Source organism: Bacillus sp. GW821-FHT11D08 (assembly GCF_058808515.1).
Genome location: NZ_JBXARS010000006.1, coordinates 140,210 through 156,509 on the forward strand (window position 1 = coordinate 140,210; position 16,300 = coordinate 156,509).

At 48.8% G+C, this 16,300-nt stretch carries 14 protein-coding genes; 10 read left to right on the top strand and 4 right to left on the bottom strand.

Translation table 11 applies throughout. The features are described from left to right. Nucleotides 1-25 precede the first annotated feature (25 nt). On the bottom strand, nt 26-1,093 hold the full coding sequence (locus tag AC1RRX_RS13625) for a tetratricopeptide repeat-containing glycosyltransferase family 2 protein (protein ID WP_020955481.1): 1,068 nt from the start codon (nt 1,091-1,093) through the stop codon (nt 26-28). 158 nt (nt 1,094-1,251) lie between these two features. On the opposite strand from AC1RRX_RS13625, the gene AC1RRX_RS13630 reads away from it, so the two are divergent. From AC1RRX_RS13630 to AC1RRX_RS13640, 3 genes are all read left to right on the top strand, one after another. Further along, nucleotides 1,252-3,141, top strand: coding sequence for an ABC-F family ATP-binding cassette domain-containing protein (locus tag AC1RRX_RS13630; protein WP_144464603.1), 1,890 nt, complete (start codon nt 1,252-1,254; stop codon nt 3,139-3,141). Nucleotides 3,142-3,330: 189 nt separating this feature from the next. Next, nucleotides 3,331-3,753 carry a MerR family transcriptional regulator gene (locus AC1RRX_RS13635; protein ID WP_003155658.1) on the top strand — a complete coding sequence of 141 codons (423 nt, stop codon included), beginning with the start codon at nt 3,331-3,333 and terminating at the stop codon, nt 3,751-3,753. A gap of 63 nt (nt 3,754-3,816) precedes the next feature. Continuing rightward, nucleotides 3,817-5,001: an MFS transporter gene (locus AC1RRX_RS13640; protein ID WP_144464601.1), complete on the top strand. Its 1,185-nt coding sequence runs from the start codon at nt 3,817-3,819 to the stop codon at nt 4,999-5,001. Between the two features lie 43 nt (nt 5,002-5,044). Here the strand turns inward: AC1RRX_RS13640 and AC1RRX_RS13645 are convergent, their stop codons facing one another. Then, nucleotides 5,045-6,601, bottom strand: coding sequence for an ABC-F family ATP-binding cassette domain-containing protein (locus tag AC1RRX_RS13645; RefSeq protein ID WP_012117051.1), 1,557 nt, complete (start codon nt 6,599-6,601; stop codon nt 5,045-5,047). A 171-nt stretch (nt 6,602-6,772) separates the two neighbouring features. Here AC1RRX_RS13645 and AC1RRX_RS13650 point away from each other — a divergent pair, with 171 nt between their 5' ends. Further along, nucleotides 6,773-7,903 (top strand): DEAD/DEAH box helicase, encoded by a 1,131-nt coding sequence (locus tag AC1RRX_RS13650; protein ID WP_015239365.1) that lies wholly within the window; start codon nt 6,773-6,775, stop codon nt 7,901-7,903. 74 nt (nt 7,904-7,977) lie between these two features. Beyond that, complete coding sequence (locus AC1RRX_RS13655; protein ID WP_144464599.1) at nt 7,978-8,424, top strand: GNAT family N-acetyltransferase; 447 nt, start codon at nt 7,978-7,980, stop codon at nt 8,422-8,424. 51 nt (nt 8,425-8,475) lie between these two features. On the opposite strand, the gene AC1RRX_RS13660 is transcribed toward AC1RRX_RS13655, so the two are convergent. Both AC1RRX_RS13660 and AC1RRX_RS13665 read right to left on the bottom strand, forming a co-directional pair. Further along, a complete protein-coding gene (locus AC1RRX_RS13660; protein WP_144464597.1) occupies nt 8,476-9,495 on the bottom strand; it encodes an NADP-dependent oxidoreductase in 1,020 nt (339 codons plus the stop codon). A 127-nt stretch (nt 9,496-9,622) separates the two neighbouring features. Beyond that, nucleotides 9,623-9,973: a DUF3212 family protein gene (locus AC1RRX_RS13665; protein WP_094032623.1), complete on the bottom strand. Its 351-nt coding sequence runs from the start codon at nt 9,971-9,973 to the stop codon at nt 9,623-9,625. Nucleotides 9,974-10,163: 190 nt separating this feature from the next. Between AC1RRX_RS13665 and AC1RRX_RS13670 the strand changes: the two genes are divergently transcribed. From AC1RRX_RS13670 to AC1RRX_RS13690, 5 genes are all read left to right on the top strand, one after another. Beyond that, nucleotides 10,164-10,511: a YflT domain-containing protein gene (locus AC1RRX_RS13670; RefSeq protein WP_003155650.1), complete on the top strand. Its 348-nt coding sequence runs from the start codon at nt 10,164-10,166 to the stop codon at nt 10,509-10,511. A gap of 164 nt (nt 10,512-10,675) precedes the next feature. After that, a complete protein-coding gene (locus AC1RRX_RS13675) occupies nt 10,676-11,941 on the top strand; it encodes a pectate lyase (RefSeq protein ID WP_144464595.1) in 1,266 nt (421 codons plus the stop codon). A 124-nt stretch (nt 11,942-12,065) separates the two neighbouring features. Further along, nucleotides 12,066-13,502 carry an anion permease gene (locus tag AC1RRX_RS13680; RefSeq protein ID WP_007408966.1) on the top strand — a complete coding sequence of 479 codons (1,437 nt, stop codon included), beginning with the start codon at nt 12,066-12,068 and terminating at the stop codon, nt 13,500-13,502. A gap of 105 nt (nt 13,503-13,607) precedes the next feature. Next, nucleotides 13,608-14,306: a hypothetical protein gene (locus AC1RRX_RS13685; RefSeq protein WP_094031576.1), complete on the top strand. Its 699-nt coding sequence runs from the start codon at nt 13,608-13,610 to the stop codon at nt 14,304-14,306. 114 nt (nt 14,307-14,420) lie between these two features. Beyond that, nucleotides 14,421-16,300: NTTRR-F1 domain (locus AC1RRX_RS13690; RefSeq protein WP_492870927.1), on the top strand; the 1,880-nt coding region annotated here is incomplete at its 3' end.

Genomic DNA, 16,300 nt, shown 5'->3' on the forward strand with positions numbered 1-16,300 from the left:
TACGGGGCAGCTCTTTTTTTCGATGTTATGTGCCGAGCACGTTTTGATTATACAGGACACTCGGATGTGACGGATGATAGGAGGCGGCTTTGTCGTTATGAATCTTCGCTTTTTCTCTGTCGCCGAGCTGCCAGTGGCAGACGCAGAGCTGCAGATGGGGATACCAGGTGGAATATTCGAGCTGGGTAAAGCCTGCATCACTGCTTTTGGCGGATAGGGCGAGCTCATACCAAAACACGCCCTGCCGGTATTGCCGTTTCTCCGCAAAATAGTCGCCGAGCCTGCAGCAGAACTCCGGCCGCGGACAATCGATCAGAAATGATTTTAAGAGAGACGTCATGGCGGCCTCTTCATGGCCGACCGCCCTGTAGCAATCGGATAGATATTGGCACGTTCTGATCTCGTCTTCGATCCAGCACTGTTTTGTGGAAAGAAAATGGTGATAATACGTGATGGCGCGCTGATACTGGCCGTGATCCTTTAATTCATTCGCGAAGTAAAACAAATCGCGCGGTGTCATCGTTTCACTGTTTTCCGCCATTTTCTCATAAATCTTCAAGTTGCGGTCTGAGGGAGGCGAGTGCTTTTTCTCGGATTTCCGGTGTGTGACGGCAATATCGGTTTCTATGATGTTTCCGTATACTTCAAGATACTCATGCACGGCTCCGATCCAGCGGAACCCTTTTTCACGCTTGACGAGTCGGTTGCGGCGGTATCTGAAGCTGACCTCTCCCCGATCATCAAAGCCGACGTGATAATACATGGATACCGCGTCCACCTCTTTTGAAAGCGACGCCTTCAGTTCAATCAGCTTTTCACGGTCCTTTTCCGTCAATATATCGTCGGCGTCCAGCCACAGAATATAATCCATTTCCGCTTTCGAAAACACAAAGTTACGGGCGGCCGCAAAGTGATCGATCCATTCAAAATCATAAATCTTATCCGTATAACGGGCCGCGATTTCTTTCGTCCGGTCGGTCGAGCCCGTATCAGCAATCACAATTTCATCCGCAATGTCTTTGACGGAATCAAGACAGCCCGCAAGCACTTCCTCTTCATTTTTCACGATAACGCACAAACTGACGCTGATCATGTCATCACCTCTTCACCTCCAGTGTATAAAAGGAGAGGCGGAAACATTCTTCGGACAAAATGATCTCTTCCAAGAAATTTGTCTGTCCTTTTACTAGTTTTATTCCAGCGCCTGATTTAAAATGAACACATGAACTTACGTGAGGATTGATAGGGACCATGAGCATCATAAAAGCGGAAAACCTTTATAAAACATACGGAGATAAGACATTATTCGACCATATCTCCTTTCATATTGAAGAGAATGAAAGAATCGGTTTAATCGGCCCGAACGGAACGGGGAAGTCTACGCTTCTGAAAACCATTGCCGGCCTTGAATCAACGGAGGAAGGCGAGATTACGGCTTCAGGAAGCGTGCATATTGAGTTTTTGCATCAGGACCCTGAGCTTCCGGCCGGACAAACCGTACTTGAGCATATTTATTCCGGCGGATCAGCCGTCATGAGAACGATGAGAGAATACGAAAAAGCGCTTCAGGCGCTGAATGAAGAACCGGAAAATGACCAGCGCCAGAAACAGCTGCTTGATGCGCAGGCCCGAATGGACGCGAATGATGCGTGGGAGGCGAATACGTTAGCCAAAACGGTTTTAACCAAACTTGGCGTCACCGATCTGATGAAGGATGTCAGCGAGCTGTCCGGCGGCCAGAGAAAGCGCGTCGCGATTGCGAAAAACGTCATCCAGCCGGCTGACCTGCTCATTTTGGATGAACCGACAAACCACTTGGACAATGAAACGATTGAATGGCTGGAAGGCTACTTATCGCAATATCCGGGCGCCGTTATGCTTGTCACGCACGACAGATATTTTCTGAACAGGGTGACGAACAGAATTTACGAGCTTGAGAGAGGCAGCCTTTATACGTATAAAGGAAACTATGAAGTATTCCTGGAAAAACGGGCCGAACGGGAAGCGCTGGCGGAGCAGAAAGAAACAAAACGTCAAAACCTCCTGCGCCGCGAATTGGCGTGGCTCAGAAGAGGGGCGAAAGCGCGCTCGACGAAACAAAAAGCGAGAGTGGACAGAGCGGAGGCGCTCAAAGAGCAAAAAGGGCCGGCAGTCTCCGGATCACTCGATTTCGCGATCGGTTCCCACCGTCTCGGAAAACAGGTGATCGAAGCCGATAACGTCACCATTACCTATAACGGCCAAGCGCTGATCAGCCGGTTTAATGAGCTTGTCATCCCGGGGGAACGAATCGGCATCATCGGGCCGAACGGAATCGGGAAAACGACACTTTTAAACAGCCTCGCCGGCAGAATTCAGCCTGACAGCGGCAATATCACCATCGGGCAGACGGTCCGGATCGGCTACTACACCCAGGACCACAGCGAAATGAACGGTGATATGAAAGTCATTGAATATATAAAAGAGACGGCTGAAATCGTCAAAACAGCGGAAGGCGATGTCATCACCGCGGAACAAATGCTTGAGCGTTTTCTGTTCCCGCGTCCGATGCAGCAGACGTATATCAGAAAGCTGTCGGGCGGGGAAAAGCGCCGTCTGTACTTGCTGAATGTACTGATGCAGGAACCGAATGTGCTGTTTTTAGATGAGCCGACCAATGATCTGGACACGGAAACATTAAGCGTGCTCGAAGATTATATCGAACAGTTCCCGGGCGTCGTCATCACCGTATCCCATGACCGCTATTTCCTTGACCGCGTCATTGACCGCCTGATCGTATTTGAAGGACACGGTGTCATTTCCCGTTTCCAAGGTTCGTACAGTGAATACATGGAACACGCAAAAGCGAAGAAGACGGCGGTAAAACAGCCGGCCGAAGAGAAAAAGGCGGAGGAAGAGCCGAAGAAAAAGCGCAAAAAGCTTTCATATAAGGATCAGATCGAATGGGACGGCATCGAAGACAAAATCGCCGGCCTTGAAGAAAAGCATCAGCGTCTGGAAGCGGAAATCGCTGAAGCGGGAAGTGATTTCGGAAAGATTCAAGAACTGATGGCCGAACAGGCAAAAACGGCTGAAGAGCTTGAAGCGGCGATGGAGCGCTGGACCGAATTGTCACTGATGATTGAAGAACTTGAGAATTAAGAAAAGCCGGTACGGCCCCCGAGAAAGATGGCGGGTCATTCCGGCTTTTTTATCTTACACAGATGTCTCCCGGCGCTTTAAAGACAAACGTTTTGTCCAAGCAAAGTTTATCAGCATAAAAAGTTAACGTTTACGTTAAGGTTCAAATGGTGTATAATAGAAACAGATACGACAAGAGGGGGATTCACCTTGGAATGGATGAAGATTGATCAAGTTGCCAAGCGAAGCGGATTGACAAAACGAACCATTCGTTTTTACGAGGAGATTGGTTTGATTCCTGCTCCTAAACGGACAGAAGGCGGCGTCCGGCTTTACTCTGAAGATGATATGGAGGAGCTCGAAAAAGTCACCAGCACAAAAGAAGTGCTCGGTTTTTCCCTTCAGGAGCTTCAGCAGTTTATGGAGATGAGCCGTCAGCTGGAATTAAACAAAGAGGGGTACTTGTTGTCACTGGATCCGAAGGAACGGAAAGAAAAGCTGGAAGAGATTCAGCACGCTTTGAACCACCAGCTTGAGATGATTGATGAGAAGATCAGCACATTTCAGCATTTTAAAACGCGCCTTAACGGAATGAAAGAAAAAGCTGACCGCGCCATTCAATCAATCGAATGATTTTGCTGTAAACGCTATGGATATAGCGTTTCTTTTAATGGATGAAACAGGAGGTCTGGTCAAATGGATACATCATCACAACAGAAAACAGGCTTATTCAGCCAGCCGAAAGCCGTTTGGGCGGTTGCGTTTGCCTGTGTTATTTCCTTTATGGGAATCGGTCTTGTCGATCCGATTCTTCCGGCGATCGCCGCACAATTACATGCTTCACCTAGTGAAGTATCTCTGTTATTTACAAGTTATTTGCTCGTTACCGGTTTTATGATGTTTTTCTCCGGCGCGATTTCAAGCCGGATCGGCGCAAAATGGACGCTGCTTCTCGGACTTATTTTTATCATCGTGTTTGCCGCCCTCGGCGGAAGCTCAAGTTCAATCGCTCAGCTTGTCGGCTATCGCGGCGGCTGGGGGCTTGGGAATGCTCTCTTTATTTCAACCGCGCTTGCCGTCATTGTCGGGGTATCAGTCGGCGGCAGCGCCAAAGCCATTATTCTGTATGAGGCTGCACTCGGCTTGGGGATTTCCGTCGGGCCGCTTGCCGGCGGAGAGCTTGGCAGCATCTCATGGCGCGCTCCGTTCTTCGGAGTATCTGTCCTTATGTTCATAGCGCTTTGCGCGATTTCACTCATGCTGCCGAAGCTGCCGAAACCGGCGAAACGCGTCGGTGTGTTTGATGCGATGAAGGCGCTCAAATATAAAGGCCTTTTGACAATGGCAGTATCTGCATTCTTATACAACTTTGGATTTTTTATTTTGCTTGCTTATTCTCCGTTCGTGCTGGATTTAGATGAACACGGCCTTGGATATGTCTTCTTCGGCTGGGGGTTATTGCTGGCAATTACGTCAGTCTTTACGGCGCCGCTCGTGCACAAAGCGCTGAGAACAGTGGGTTCGCTCGTCGTTCTCTTTATCGCCTTTGCGGTCATTCTCATCGTCATGGGGATCTGGACTGACCATCAGACGTTGATCATTACATGTATCGTTGTCGCCGGTGCTGTTCTCGGTATGGTGAATACGATCATGACAACCGCTGTGATGGGTTCTGCGCCGGTTGAACGTTCAATCGCGTCTTCAGCCTACAGCTCAGTCCGTTTTATCGGCGGTGCGCTCGCTCCGTGGATTGCGGGGATGCTGTCAGAACACTTCACCGCAAGCACTCCATATACAGTAGGCGGGATCGTCGTTTTTGTCGGCATGCTTGTCCTTCTCATGGGACGCAAACATCTCGCCGGAATAAAAGCCGGACATTAAGAAAAAAAGGAACTTCCGCACAGGCGGGAGTTCCTTTTTGTGTTTACAGCACTTTCGTCGTCCAAGATTCACAATTCCATGTTTCCGTCGCGATATCCATGTAGAACTCGGGTTCGTGGGAAATCAGCAGAATGGAGCCTTTGTATTCTTTCAGCGCGCGTTTCAGCTCTTCTTTCGCATCGACATCCAGGTGGTTTGTCGGTTCGTCAAGCACGAGCAGGTTTGTTTCTGAATTGATCAGCTTGCACAGTCTGACCTTCGCTTTTTCTCCTCCGCTGAGAACGGAGACGCGGCTTTCAATGTGTTTGGTCGTCAGGCCGCATTTGGCGAGGGCGGCGCGGATTTCGTACTGGGTAAAGGAAGGAAATTCGCTCCACACTTCTTCGATGCACGTATTGTTATTGGTTTCTTTCACTTCCTGCTCGAAATAGCCCGTGTATTGATGCTCGCCCCGTTCCACCGTGCCTTCCAGCGGCTGGATTTCACCGAGCAGGCTCTTTAACAGCGTCGTCTTCCCGATGCCGTTTGCGCCGTACAGGGCGACTTTCTGTCCGCGCTCCATTCTGAGATTGAGCGGGCGTGACAGCGGAGTATCGTAGCCGATGACTAAGTCCTTCGTTTCAAAAATGAGCTTGCCTGACGTTCTCGCAGGCTTGAAATGGAATTCCGGTTTCGGTTTTTCGGCCGCCAGTTCGATCATATCCATCTTATCAAGCTTTTTCTGGCGGGACATCGCCATATTTCTCGTGCTGACCCGCGCTTTGTTGCGGGCGACGAAATCTTTCAGCTCAGCCACTTCCTGCTGCTGTTTTTTATAGGCGGCTTCGAGCTGCTGCTTTTTCACTTCGTAGACTTCCATAAACTGATGGTAGTCGCCGACATAACGAGTCAGCTCCTGATTTTCCACATGATAAATCAAATTGATCACGCTGTTTAAAAACGGAATGTCGTGAGAAATTAAGATGAACGCATTTTCATATTCCTGCAAATAGCGTTTCAGCCATTCAATATGCTGCTCATCAAGGTAGTTGGTCGGTTCGTCCAACAGAAGAATTTCCGGTTTTTCTAAAAGCAGTTTGGCGAGCAGCACTTTCGTCCGCTGTCCGCCGCTTAAATCAGTGACGTCGCGGTCAAGTCCGACATCCTGCAGGCCGAGGCCGCGGGCGATTTCTTCAACTTTGCTGTCAATCACATAGAAATCATTGTTTGTCAGGGCATCTTGAATGACACCGACATCTTCAAGCAGCTGCTCAAGCTCATCAGGGTCCGCTTCGCCCATTTTGTTGTAAATCTCATTCATTTCCTCTTCCATCGCAAATAAGTAATGGAACGCATCTTTCAGCACGTCGCGGATCGTTTTTCCTTTTTCAAGCACGGTATGCTGATCGAGGTAGCCGACACGCACGTTTTTCGCCCATTCAACCTTACCCTCATCAGGCTCAAGTTTTCCGGTAATAATATTCATAAACGTTGATTTACCTTCGCCGTTTGCTCCGATTAAGCCGACGTGCTCCCCTTTTAAAAGACGGAACGATACATTGTTAAAAAGCGCACGGTCACCAAAGCCGTGGCTTAAATCTTTTACGGATAAAATACTCATCATTACACCTCTATCGTTATCAGACACGCTTTATTTATCATGTGTCTTTCTCATTTATGATTATAAAGGAGGAGACCGTTTGTTAAAAGGCTTGGAAGGAAAAAGAAAATTGCGTTTGGCGCTTGCATTTGAGATACTATGGAGTAGATTTTAAGAATTGAGGAGAACGACATGACCCAAACATGGCCATTTTTACAGCATACACAACCATTTATCGCCGAAAACTGGGAGGCGTCAGGTTTTCAGGAGCCGACCGTCATTCAGGAAAAAGCCGCTCAGGTGATTATGGAAGGGAAAGACGTCATCGCCGAATCCCCGACGGGAACGGGAAAAACATTGGCGTACACGCTTCCGGTTCTGGAGCGGATCAACCCGGAACAGAAACATCCGCAAGTGATCATTTTAGCACCGTCCCGCGAACTTGTGATGCAGATTTTTCAAGTGATTCAGGAGTGGATAAAAGGCTCTGATCTTCGCGCTTTGTCTTTGATCGGCGGAGCAAACGTGAAAAAGCAGGTGGAAAAGCTCAAAAATAAACCGCATATCATTGCGGGCACACCGGGCAGGGTGCTCGAATTGATTCAGGCGAAAAAGCTGAAAATGCATGAAGTCAAGACGATCGTTCTTGATGAAGCGGATCAGCTCGTGACACAGGAACACCGCGAAACGATGAAAAAAATCATTAAAACGACGCTGAAAGACCGACAGCTTTTAAGCTTTTCCGCTACGCTGCAGCCGGAAACAGAACAGGTGCTGAATACCATCGCACACGAACCGGCCGTTTTGAAAGTGGAGCGGAATACGGCGGAAAAAGCGCGCGTCACGCATCAATATCTCGTCTGCGATCAGCGGGATAAAGTGAAGCTATTGCAAAAGCTGTCACGGCTGAACGGCATGCAGGCGCTCGTGTTCGTCAGAGATATCGGAAATTTAAGCGTCTATGCGGAAAAACTCGCCTATCACCATGTGGATCTCGGCATCCTGCACGGAGAAGCGAAAAAAATGGAGCGGGCAAAGATATTATCAGCGTTTGAACGGGGAGAATTTCCGCTGCTTCTGGCCACTGACATTGCGGCGCGCGGACTCGATATCGATGATCTTCCGTACGTCATTCACGCGGACATCCCGAATGAAGACGGGTACATTCACAGATCAGGCCGGACGGGGCGGGCCGGTAAAGAAGGAACCGTACTCAGCCTTGTCACGCCGATGGAAGAATCCAAATTGAAAAAAATGGCCAAATCACTCGGAATTGAGCTGAAAGAGGCCGTTTATTCAGGCGGAAAATTATCTGAGAAATAAGAAACGGAGGGCGGAAAGCCCTTCGTTTTTTTTTGTTGTAAAATAATAGAAAAGGTTCAGGCGGGGGCGGGAAGATGGTGTCAATAGACAGATTTCAAATATTGAAGGTACGTGAGCTGAAAATACTTGAACACTGGTTTAAGAACGATATTATCAAACGGAGAATGGATGCGATGCTGCCATTAGACGCGTGGTATGCACGATTGAGTAAAGATGAAGACGATACTGTCCTTATGGCATATAACGGGCAGCTTCCGGGAGGCATGGTCTCTATAGAGTTTGTGGAGGAGCGGGCGTATATCGGATTGATCGTCAATCCTTTGTACCAGCTTCAAGGGTACGGAAAACAGATCTTGCAAAAACTGCTGACTGACCCTGGGTTTACCAGCGTGCGGGAATGGGCGGCAAGCATCGAAAAAGACAATCAAATCAGTTTAGCCTGCTTTCAAGCAGCAGGATTCACTTTGGAAGATACGGATCCTGATGAAGACGGCTTTCTTACTTTGATTCTTCGCGGCTGATCCGAAAAAAAGAAAAGGAGGGGACAAAGCCCTCCTTTTTTTATCATCATGTTAACTTAGATCACTGACTTTGATGATCTGTTTGCCTTTGTTTTCTCCTTTAAACAGGCCGAGGAACGCGTCAGGAATATGGCTGAATCCTTCCGTAATCGTTTCTTCATAATGAAGCTTTCCGTCCTTAAGCCATTCGGCCAATTGTTTCGCACCTTCGGAAAAGCGGTCAGCATAATCACTGACGATGAATCCCTGCATCAGCGCTTTTGTTTTGATCAGCTTCGGCTGGACGCGGGGGCCCATGTTTTCTTCTTCACTTTCGGTATTGTACGATGAGATCGCTCCGCATACCGGAATGCGGGCGAATTCATTCAGCAGGTTTATCACCGCATCTGAAATCGGTCCGCCGACATTGTCAAAATAGACATCGACGCCGTCAGGACATGCCTGTTCCAGCGCTTTTTGAATATCATCCGCCGTTTTGTAATTAATGGCTTCATCAAATTGAAGCTCCTCTTTCAAATACGCGATTTTTTCATCAGATCCGGCGATGCCGACAACCCGCGCGCCTTTGATTTTGGCAATCTGTCCGACTGTTGAGCCGACGGCGCCCGCCGCGCCTGAAACGACGACGGTTTCGCCTTTTTTCGGACGGCCGATATCGAGCAGCCCGAAGTAAGCGGTCAGTCCGGTCATCCCTAAAATGCCGAGATACGCCTGGGCGGGTGCGATATCCGTATCCAACTTGCGGAGGGCGGACTCATTGACGGCTGAATATTCCTGCCATGCGAGATTTCCGATCACAACATCTCCTTTTTTCAGCTTATCGCCGTCTGTCAGAACCTCGGCAATCACTCCGCCTGTTATGGCTTCATCTAAAGCGAACGGCTCTACATATGATTTTGTATCCTGCATCCGTCCGCGCATGTACGGGTCAACGGACACATAACTTGTTTTCACAAGCACTTCGCCGTCTTTCGGTTCGGGCACGGCAATCGTTTCAAAGCGGAAATCGTCATGGGCGGGAACGCCTTTGGGGCGTCTTGCCAATTGAATTTGCTGCTGATGATTCGGCATACTGAATCCTCCTTCAAGATAAGTGGTTGTTCCAAATGTAACACGAACCATTTCCCGATTACAAAATCAAACCGTCAGCGGCCATAAAAAAAGAAGGGCCAGGGCCCTTCTTTCCTTATATGCATATTTAATAGAATAACCGGTACACATCGGTGTTTTTCTCATGTTCCAAATATTCATAGGCATTCGTTTTTGAAGAATGAAGCATGTCAGCGGTAATCACGGGCTGAAGCGCGGTCAGGTAAGAACCCAGCTTATTTTCAATTTCTGTCGGCAGAACGGATTCGATATCACCGATATTGATAATCATAGAGAAAACGAAATCGATATTAATATGAAAAGTATCTTCAGCAAAGGCCGTAAGCTCTTTTATTCCATCCGGGCAGCGGGTTTGCCGGCGGAATACCTGCTTCACTAAATCACTGACAACCCAAGCGTTAAATCGCTGTTCCGGTGAAAAGTAATGGATAGGAACCACCTCCCTGCTTGATCGGCTCATGAAGATTTTTATTTTTCTGATAGAAGTAGCTTTCCCTACTGTAACATGTCCCGCCAGAAAATATCCACCGACAATCTGCCCGATTTTTCACGGAACTCTCCTTCTTTTGTTTGATCCTTGATTGAGCGGGTAAACATCCAATATACAAAACAAAAGGGAGGACTTATCAATGAAACCGGTAGTAAGAGAATATACAAATGATCAAAAACTGATGCAGGACGTAAAAGAGCTTCAGCAGCTGGGTGTCGCAAAAGAGGACGTATATGTGCTTTCTCATGATGACGACAGAACGGACCGCCTGGCCGATAATACTGATGTCAATACCATCGGAGCGAAAGAAACGGGCATTAAACACGCAGTCGGCAATATGTTTAATAAAAAAGGCGACGAGCTCCGCAACAAAATTCACGAAATCGGCTTTTCAGAAGAGGAAGCATCACAATTTGAAAAGCGCTTAGATGAAGGAAAAGTTCTTCTGTTTGTCACGGATAACGAAAAAGTGAAATCATGGGCGTAAGCTGAACAGATCCCAAGGGGTTTTCGGTCCCCTTGGGATTTTTTTGCGGTTTCCGCAATAAAACCGAAAGGCGCATTCTGTACATTTTCGGTGCTGTTTCTCAACTGATTTGATACAATTCAATTGTAATAAATTGGAACAAAGAATCAGGAGGAGCACAATTCATGAAAAAATTGTTATTTATGCTGGCGGTTTGTTTGTGTATGATCCCTGCGGACGTCTATGCCGCTGATCTGGGACGGCAGACGTTAGGAACAAATGACGGCTGGGGAGCCGCTTCCGGCGGGACAACCGGCGGCGCGAAAGCCTCTTCATCGAATGTATACACCGTATCAAACAGACAGCAGCTCGTTTCTGCATTAGGGGGAAGCGCCAACAGCACGCCGAAGATTATTTACATACAAGGCACAATCAATATGAATACGGACGACCGCAATAAAACGCTCGGCTTTCATGATTATAAAGATCCGGCATATGATCCGAACGCCTATCTGAAGGCGTACGACCCGGACAAATGGGGAAAAAAAGCGCCGTCAGGCACCCAGGAAGACGCCAGACAGCGATCGCAAAAAAACCAGAAGGCACGGGTCGTGGTTGACATTCCTTCAAATACGACGATCATCGGCTCGGGTTCAAATGCCAAAGTGACAGGCGGGAATTTTAATATTAAGAACGGCGTCAACAATGTCATCATCCGCAACATTGAATTTCAAGACGCTTACGACTATTTTCCGCAATGGGACCCGACGGACGGCAGCAGCGGCAACTGGAACTCGGAATATGACAATATCACCATTAACGGCGCGACGCACATCTGGATCGATCATTGCACCTTTAATGACGGATCGAATCCCGACAGCGGTTTTCCCTACTATTACGGGAGAAAATATCAGCACCATGACGGCCAGACGGATATAGCCAACGGGGCGAATTATATTACATTGTCCTATAATAAATATCATGACCATGACAAAGGCTCCGTCATCGGAAACAGCGACAGCAAGACGTCGGATGAAGGAAAACTGAAGGTGACCATTCACCATAACTATTATCAGAACATCGTCCAGCGCGCACCGCGGGTCCGGTACGGGCAGGTTCATATTTATAATAATTTTTACGCAGGCTCGAAAAGCGCCGCATACCCGTTCAGCTATGCGTGGGGCGCGGGCCACGCGTCAAAAATATATGCCCAGAATAATGTCTTTGAAGTGCCGGGACTGGCTGCTGATAAAGTCATCAGCGTCTTCAGCGGCGGAAAAGCGCTTCATGAAGACGGCACTCTTTTAAACGGCGCCTCCATTAACGCGTCAGCCGCCAACGGATTAAGTCAGTCCGTCGGCTGGACACCGTCATTGCACGGTTCCATCGGCTCATCATCAAATGTAAAATCAGATGTTATATCTAAAGCCGGGTCGGGCATATTAAAATAAGAAACAAGAAACACAAAGGAAAATATTCCTTTGTGTTTTTTAATTAACAAAAACGTTTATTAACTTAGTTAAGTAGTAAAATGGGATAGGGGATGGAAGACAACAAAATAGGAGGAGACCTGTAATGGCTTCAGAAAAAGACGCAAAAAAACAGCAGGCAGTAAAAATCATTCCTTTGCTTATTACTGTTGCTGTGGGATTAATCATTTGGTTTATTCCCGCGCCGTCCGGACTTGAACCTAAAGCATGGCATTTGTTCGCTATTTTTGTCGCAACAATTATCGGCTTTATCTCCAAGCCCTTGCCAATGGGCGCAATTGCAATTTTTGCATTGGCAGTCACCGCGTTAACGGGAACGCTATCTATTGAAAATACGTTAAGCGGATTTGGAAACAAGACAATCTGGCTGATTGTCATCGCCTTTTTTATTTCCCGGGGGTTCATCAAAACCGGGCTCGGCGCCAGGATTTCTTACGTATTCGTACAACGGTTCGGGAAGAAAACACTCGGCCTTTCTTATTCACTGCTTTTCAGTGATTTAATTTTATCACCTGCCATTCCGAGCAACACGGCACGGGCGGGCGGCATTATTTTTCCTATTATCAGATCATTATCCGAAACTTTCGGATCAACGCCGGCAGACGGAACAGAGCGGAAAATCGGCGCTTTCTTATTAAAAACCGGTTTTCAAGGAAACTTGATTACGTCTGCGATGTTTTTGACGGCAATGGCGGCGAACCCGCTGATCGCCAAGCTGGCCCACGATGTCGCAGGGGTGGACATCACATGGACAAGCTGGGCAATCGCAGCCATTGTACCGGGATTGGCGAGCTTAATCATTACGCCGCTCGTCATTTATAAGCTGTATCCGCCGGAAATTAAAGAAACACCGGATGCGGCTAAAATCGCAACGGAAAAATTGAAAGAAATGGGTCCGTTTAAAAAATCCGAACTCTCCATGGTCATTGTCTTTTTATTGGTGCTTGCGCTGTGGATTTTCGGAGGAAGCTTAAATATTGACGCAACGACGACGGCCCTGATCGGATTATCCGTTTTGCTTTTGTCACAGGTATTAACATGGGAGGACATCAAAAAGGAACAAGGTGCATGGGATACGCTGACTTGGTTCGCGGCGCTTGTGATGCTGGCGAATTTCCTGAATGAGCTCGGCATGGTGTCTTGGTTCAGCAATATGATGAAATCTTCTGTTTCCGGTTTTTCATGGATTGTGGCATTTATGATTCTGATTGTCGTGTATTATTACACGCATTACTTCTTTGCGAGCGCAACCGCGCATATCAGCGCCATGTATGCGGCATTTCTCGCCGTCATCGTGGCGGCAGGCGCTCCGCCGCTGTTGGCGGCGCTCAGCCTGGCGTTTTTCAGCAACCTTTTCGGTTCGACGACGCATTACGGCTCAGGAGCGGCTCCGGTCTTTTTCGGAGCGGGTTATATATCGCAAAGCAAATGGTGGTCCATCGGCTTTATCCTGTCAATCGTCCATATTGTGACATGGCTTGTGATCGGCGGATTATGGTGGAAAGTATTAGGGTTATGGTAGAAGAAAAAGGCAGACTCAGGTCTGCCTTTTTTTATTTCTGTAAGGAAGGGGAAGGGCCTGCACATGATGACTCCAGTGCGAATAGAATATGGCCGGGGTGATAATATGAGCAGCGGCCGTAATCAATACATGATATTGAAACAGAAACCTTACAAATATATGAGCAGACATATGAAACATCGGTATGAACAATTACCATGTGAACATGAAAGGCCGGAAACAGGGACGGAAAAACGGTTTCCGTCTTCAGATGAAAATCGATCTGCCTTGTGCGTACCCGGGCTGCGAGGTCCCGAAGGCAAAAGAGGACCCGCCGGCTCCCGCGGTCCGCAAGGGGAGGCGGGTCCGCCCGGTCCACCGGGGCCTGAGGGGCCGCCGGGAGCGGTTCCTGCGGTAGCTTTTCAAAATACAGCAGACCAAATGATGATTCCGTTAGAAGGAACACCGATAAACGTGTTAAGCGCAGTGATAGCCGCGCCGACAGATCAATTGGTGAAAACGGATGCCGTCATACAAGTAAATGTTGAATTAGATCCGCTCGCGTCTCATTTCTCATTGGTCTTAGCTGTCGATCTGCAAAGAAATGGCGTATCGATACAAACACAGAGACAAGAGCGGAACCTCTTTTCTTCAGGCGGACAAATCATAGGAATTCCTTTTACGTACATCGACGAAATGAAGGCGGATGAAACAGCCGCGTACCAGCTCTATTTATCCGTCCTTTCTTCGAATTACGTAACACAAGTCGCAGCGGCAAACCGCTCCCTCATTGCGACGGGATTCCCCATTCAAGGATCGGATTAAGGTGATGAAAAGAAATCACCTTTTTTATTTAGATTGTCAAAACACAGCCCGTATTAATATGCTGTCTTAATAAGTAAGACGGTCAACAACGGGAAGGAGAGGGAAAAAGATTGAATGAATAATCCGATTATAAACGGAAGCTTTGAAACCGGCACATTAGCGGGGTGGAGTTCGGCAAATACCCAGATTAACAGTTTGTTTGCACATTCAGGGAGATATTCTGCGCAATTTATTGGAGCTCAGCCATATGCTTACCTCAGTCAAATCGTTCCAATTTCAGCCAAGTCAGTGACTCTATTCGTATCACTCGCAACGCTCGGAAATGAGCCAAGTCCCCAAGTAACTCTCCAGATCATATATGTCAGCGCAGCAGGTGAACAAATCAGTTCCATTCAAGAAAATATTACACCCGGAAATTTGCCGAACGTGCTCTTTCACACATGGTCTGAAATCTATAAAACAAGCAGTGTGCCTTCTGGCGCGGCCTCTGCTGTCATTGTATTAAGTAAGGTTTCTTCCGGCACGGTTTTAATAGACGACGTTTCATTGGCGCAAACCGGGGGTGAACCTGGCGTAACAGGAATTACAGGTCCCACTGGAGTGACGGGCCCCACAGGAGTGACCGGAGCAAGAGGAGCGACCGGAGCAACCGGAGTAACTGGAGCTACCGGCTCGACTGGTGTAACAGGAGCAAGAGGAGCAACCGGAACCACGGGCTCAACCGGAGTGACTGGAGCAAGAGGAGCGACAGGAGTAACTGGTGCAACGGGAGCAACCGGAACTACGGGCTCAATCGGAGTGACTGGAGTAAGAGGAACAACTGGCTTGACTGGTGCAACAGGCCCAACCGGAGTAACCGGATCAACCGGATCGACAGGCCCAACCGGCTTGACCGGTTCAACAGGAGTGACTGGGGCAACGGGGATAGCAGGCTCAACAGGCCCAACCGGCTTGACCGGTCCAACAGGAGCGACTGGTGTAACTGGTCCAACCGGAGTAAGCGGGTCAACAGGAATAACAGGCGCAACGGGATCAACAGGCCCCACCGGAGTAACGGGTCCAACTGGATCGACAGGAGCGACTGGGGTAACGGGTGTAACCGGGGGAACGGGAACAACCGGACCGACAGGCGCAACCGGCTCAACTGGTGCGACGGGATTAACTGGAGAAACAGGCTCAACCGGGGGAACAGGTCCAACCGGTGCAACCGGAGAAACAGGTCCAACGGGAGTAACAGGAGAAACCGGGCTAACAGGCCCAACTGGTGTAACTGGTTCAACAGGAGAAACTGGAGCGACGGGTGCATCCGGGGCGACCGGCGCAACGGGAATAACTGGAGAAACCGGAGCAACAGGAATAACAGGCCCAACCGGCGCAACAGGATCAACAGGAGAAACTGGCCCAACAGGAGTAACTGGAGCAACAGGATCGACTGGGGTAACTGGTGTAACCGGGGGAACGGGAACAACCGGCTCGACTGGTGCAACAGGAGCGACCGGTGTAACTGGCTCAACCGGTCCAACTGGAGTAACTGGTGCGACGGGAGAAACCGGCTCAACGGGAGCAACCGGAGAAACCGGAACCACGGGCTCAACAGGCCCAACCGGTCCAACAGGAGAAACCGGCTCAACAGGGCCAACAGGTGTAACAGGATCAACTGGGATAACCGGCTCAACCGGTGCAACTGGAGCGACTGGTGCAACGGGGATAACAGGAGCGACTGGCGCAACCGGTGTAACAGGAGAAACCGGAGCGACTGGTGTAACAGGGTCAACAGGAATAACCGGTGTAACTGGAGCAACAGGAGTAACCGGGGCAATGGGAGAAACTGGCTCAACGGGAGAGACCGGTCCAACCGGATCAACAGGTTCAACAGGAGAAACCGGTGCAACAGGGATTACTGGCTCAACAGGTGAAACCGGTGCAACTGGAGCGACTGGTGCAACGGGGATAACAGGAGCGACTGGCGCAACCGGTGTAACAGGAGAAACCGG

Excerpts from the sequence above, each read along its gene's own strand:
- AC1RRX_RS13645 (WP_012117051.1), bottom strand. The coding sequence starts at position 6,601 with ATGAGTATTTTATCCGTAAAAGATTTAAGCCACGGCTTTGGTGACCGT.
- AC1RRX_RS13670 (WP_003155650.1), top strand. The coding sequence starts at position 10,164 with ATGAAACCGGTAGTAAGAGAATATACAAATGATCAAAAACTGATGCAG.
- AC1RRX_RS13655 (WP_144464599.1), top strand. The coding sequence starts at position 7,978 with ATGGTGTCAATAGACAGATTTCAAATATTGAAGGTACGTGAGCTGAAA.
- AC1RRX_RS13660 (WP_144464597.1), bottom strand. The coding sequence starts at position 9,495 with ATGCCGAATCATCAGCAGCAAATTCAATTGGCAAGACGCCCCAAAGGC.
- AC1RRX_RS13650 (WP_015239365.1), top strand. The coding sequence starts at position 6,773 with ATGACCCAAACATGGCCATTTTTACAGCATACACAACCATTTATCGCC.
- AC1RRX_RS13630 (WP_144464603.1), top strand. The coding sequence starts at position 1,252 with ATGAGCATCATAAAAGCGGAAAACCTTTATAAAACATACGGAGATAAG.
- AC1RRX_RS13675 (WP_144464595.1), top strand. The coding sequence starts at position 10,676 with ATGAAAAAATTGTTATTTATGCTGGCGGTTTGTTTGTGTATGATCCCT.
- AC1RRX_RS13625 (WP_020955481.1), bottom strand. The coding sequence starts at position 1,093 with ATGATCAGCGTCAGTTTGTGCGTTATCGTGAAAAATGAAGAGGAAGTG.
- AC1RRX_RS13685 (WP_094031576.1), top strand. The coding sequence starts at position 13,608 with ATGAGCAGCGGCCGTAATCAATACATGATATTGAAACAGAAACCTTAC.
- AC1RRX_RS13680 (WP_007408966.1), top strand. The coding sequence starts at position 12,066 with ATGGCTTCAGAAAAAGACGCAAAAAAACAGCAGGCAGTAAAAATCATT.
- AC1RRX_RS13640 (WP_144464601.1), top strand. The coding sequence starts at position 3,817 with ATGGATACATCATCACAACAGAAAACAGGCTTATTCAGCCAGCCGAAA.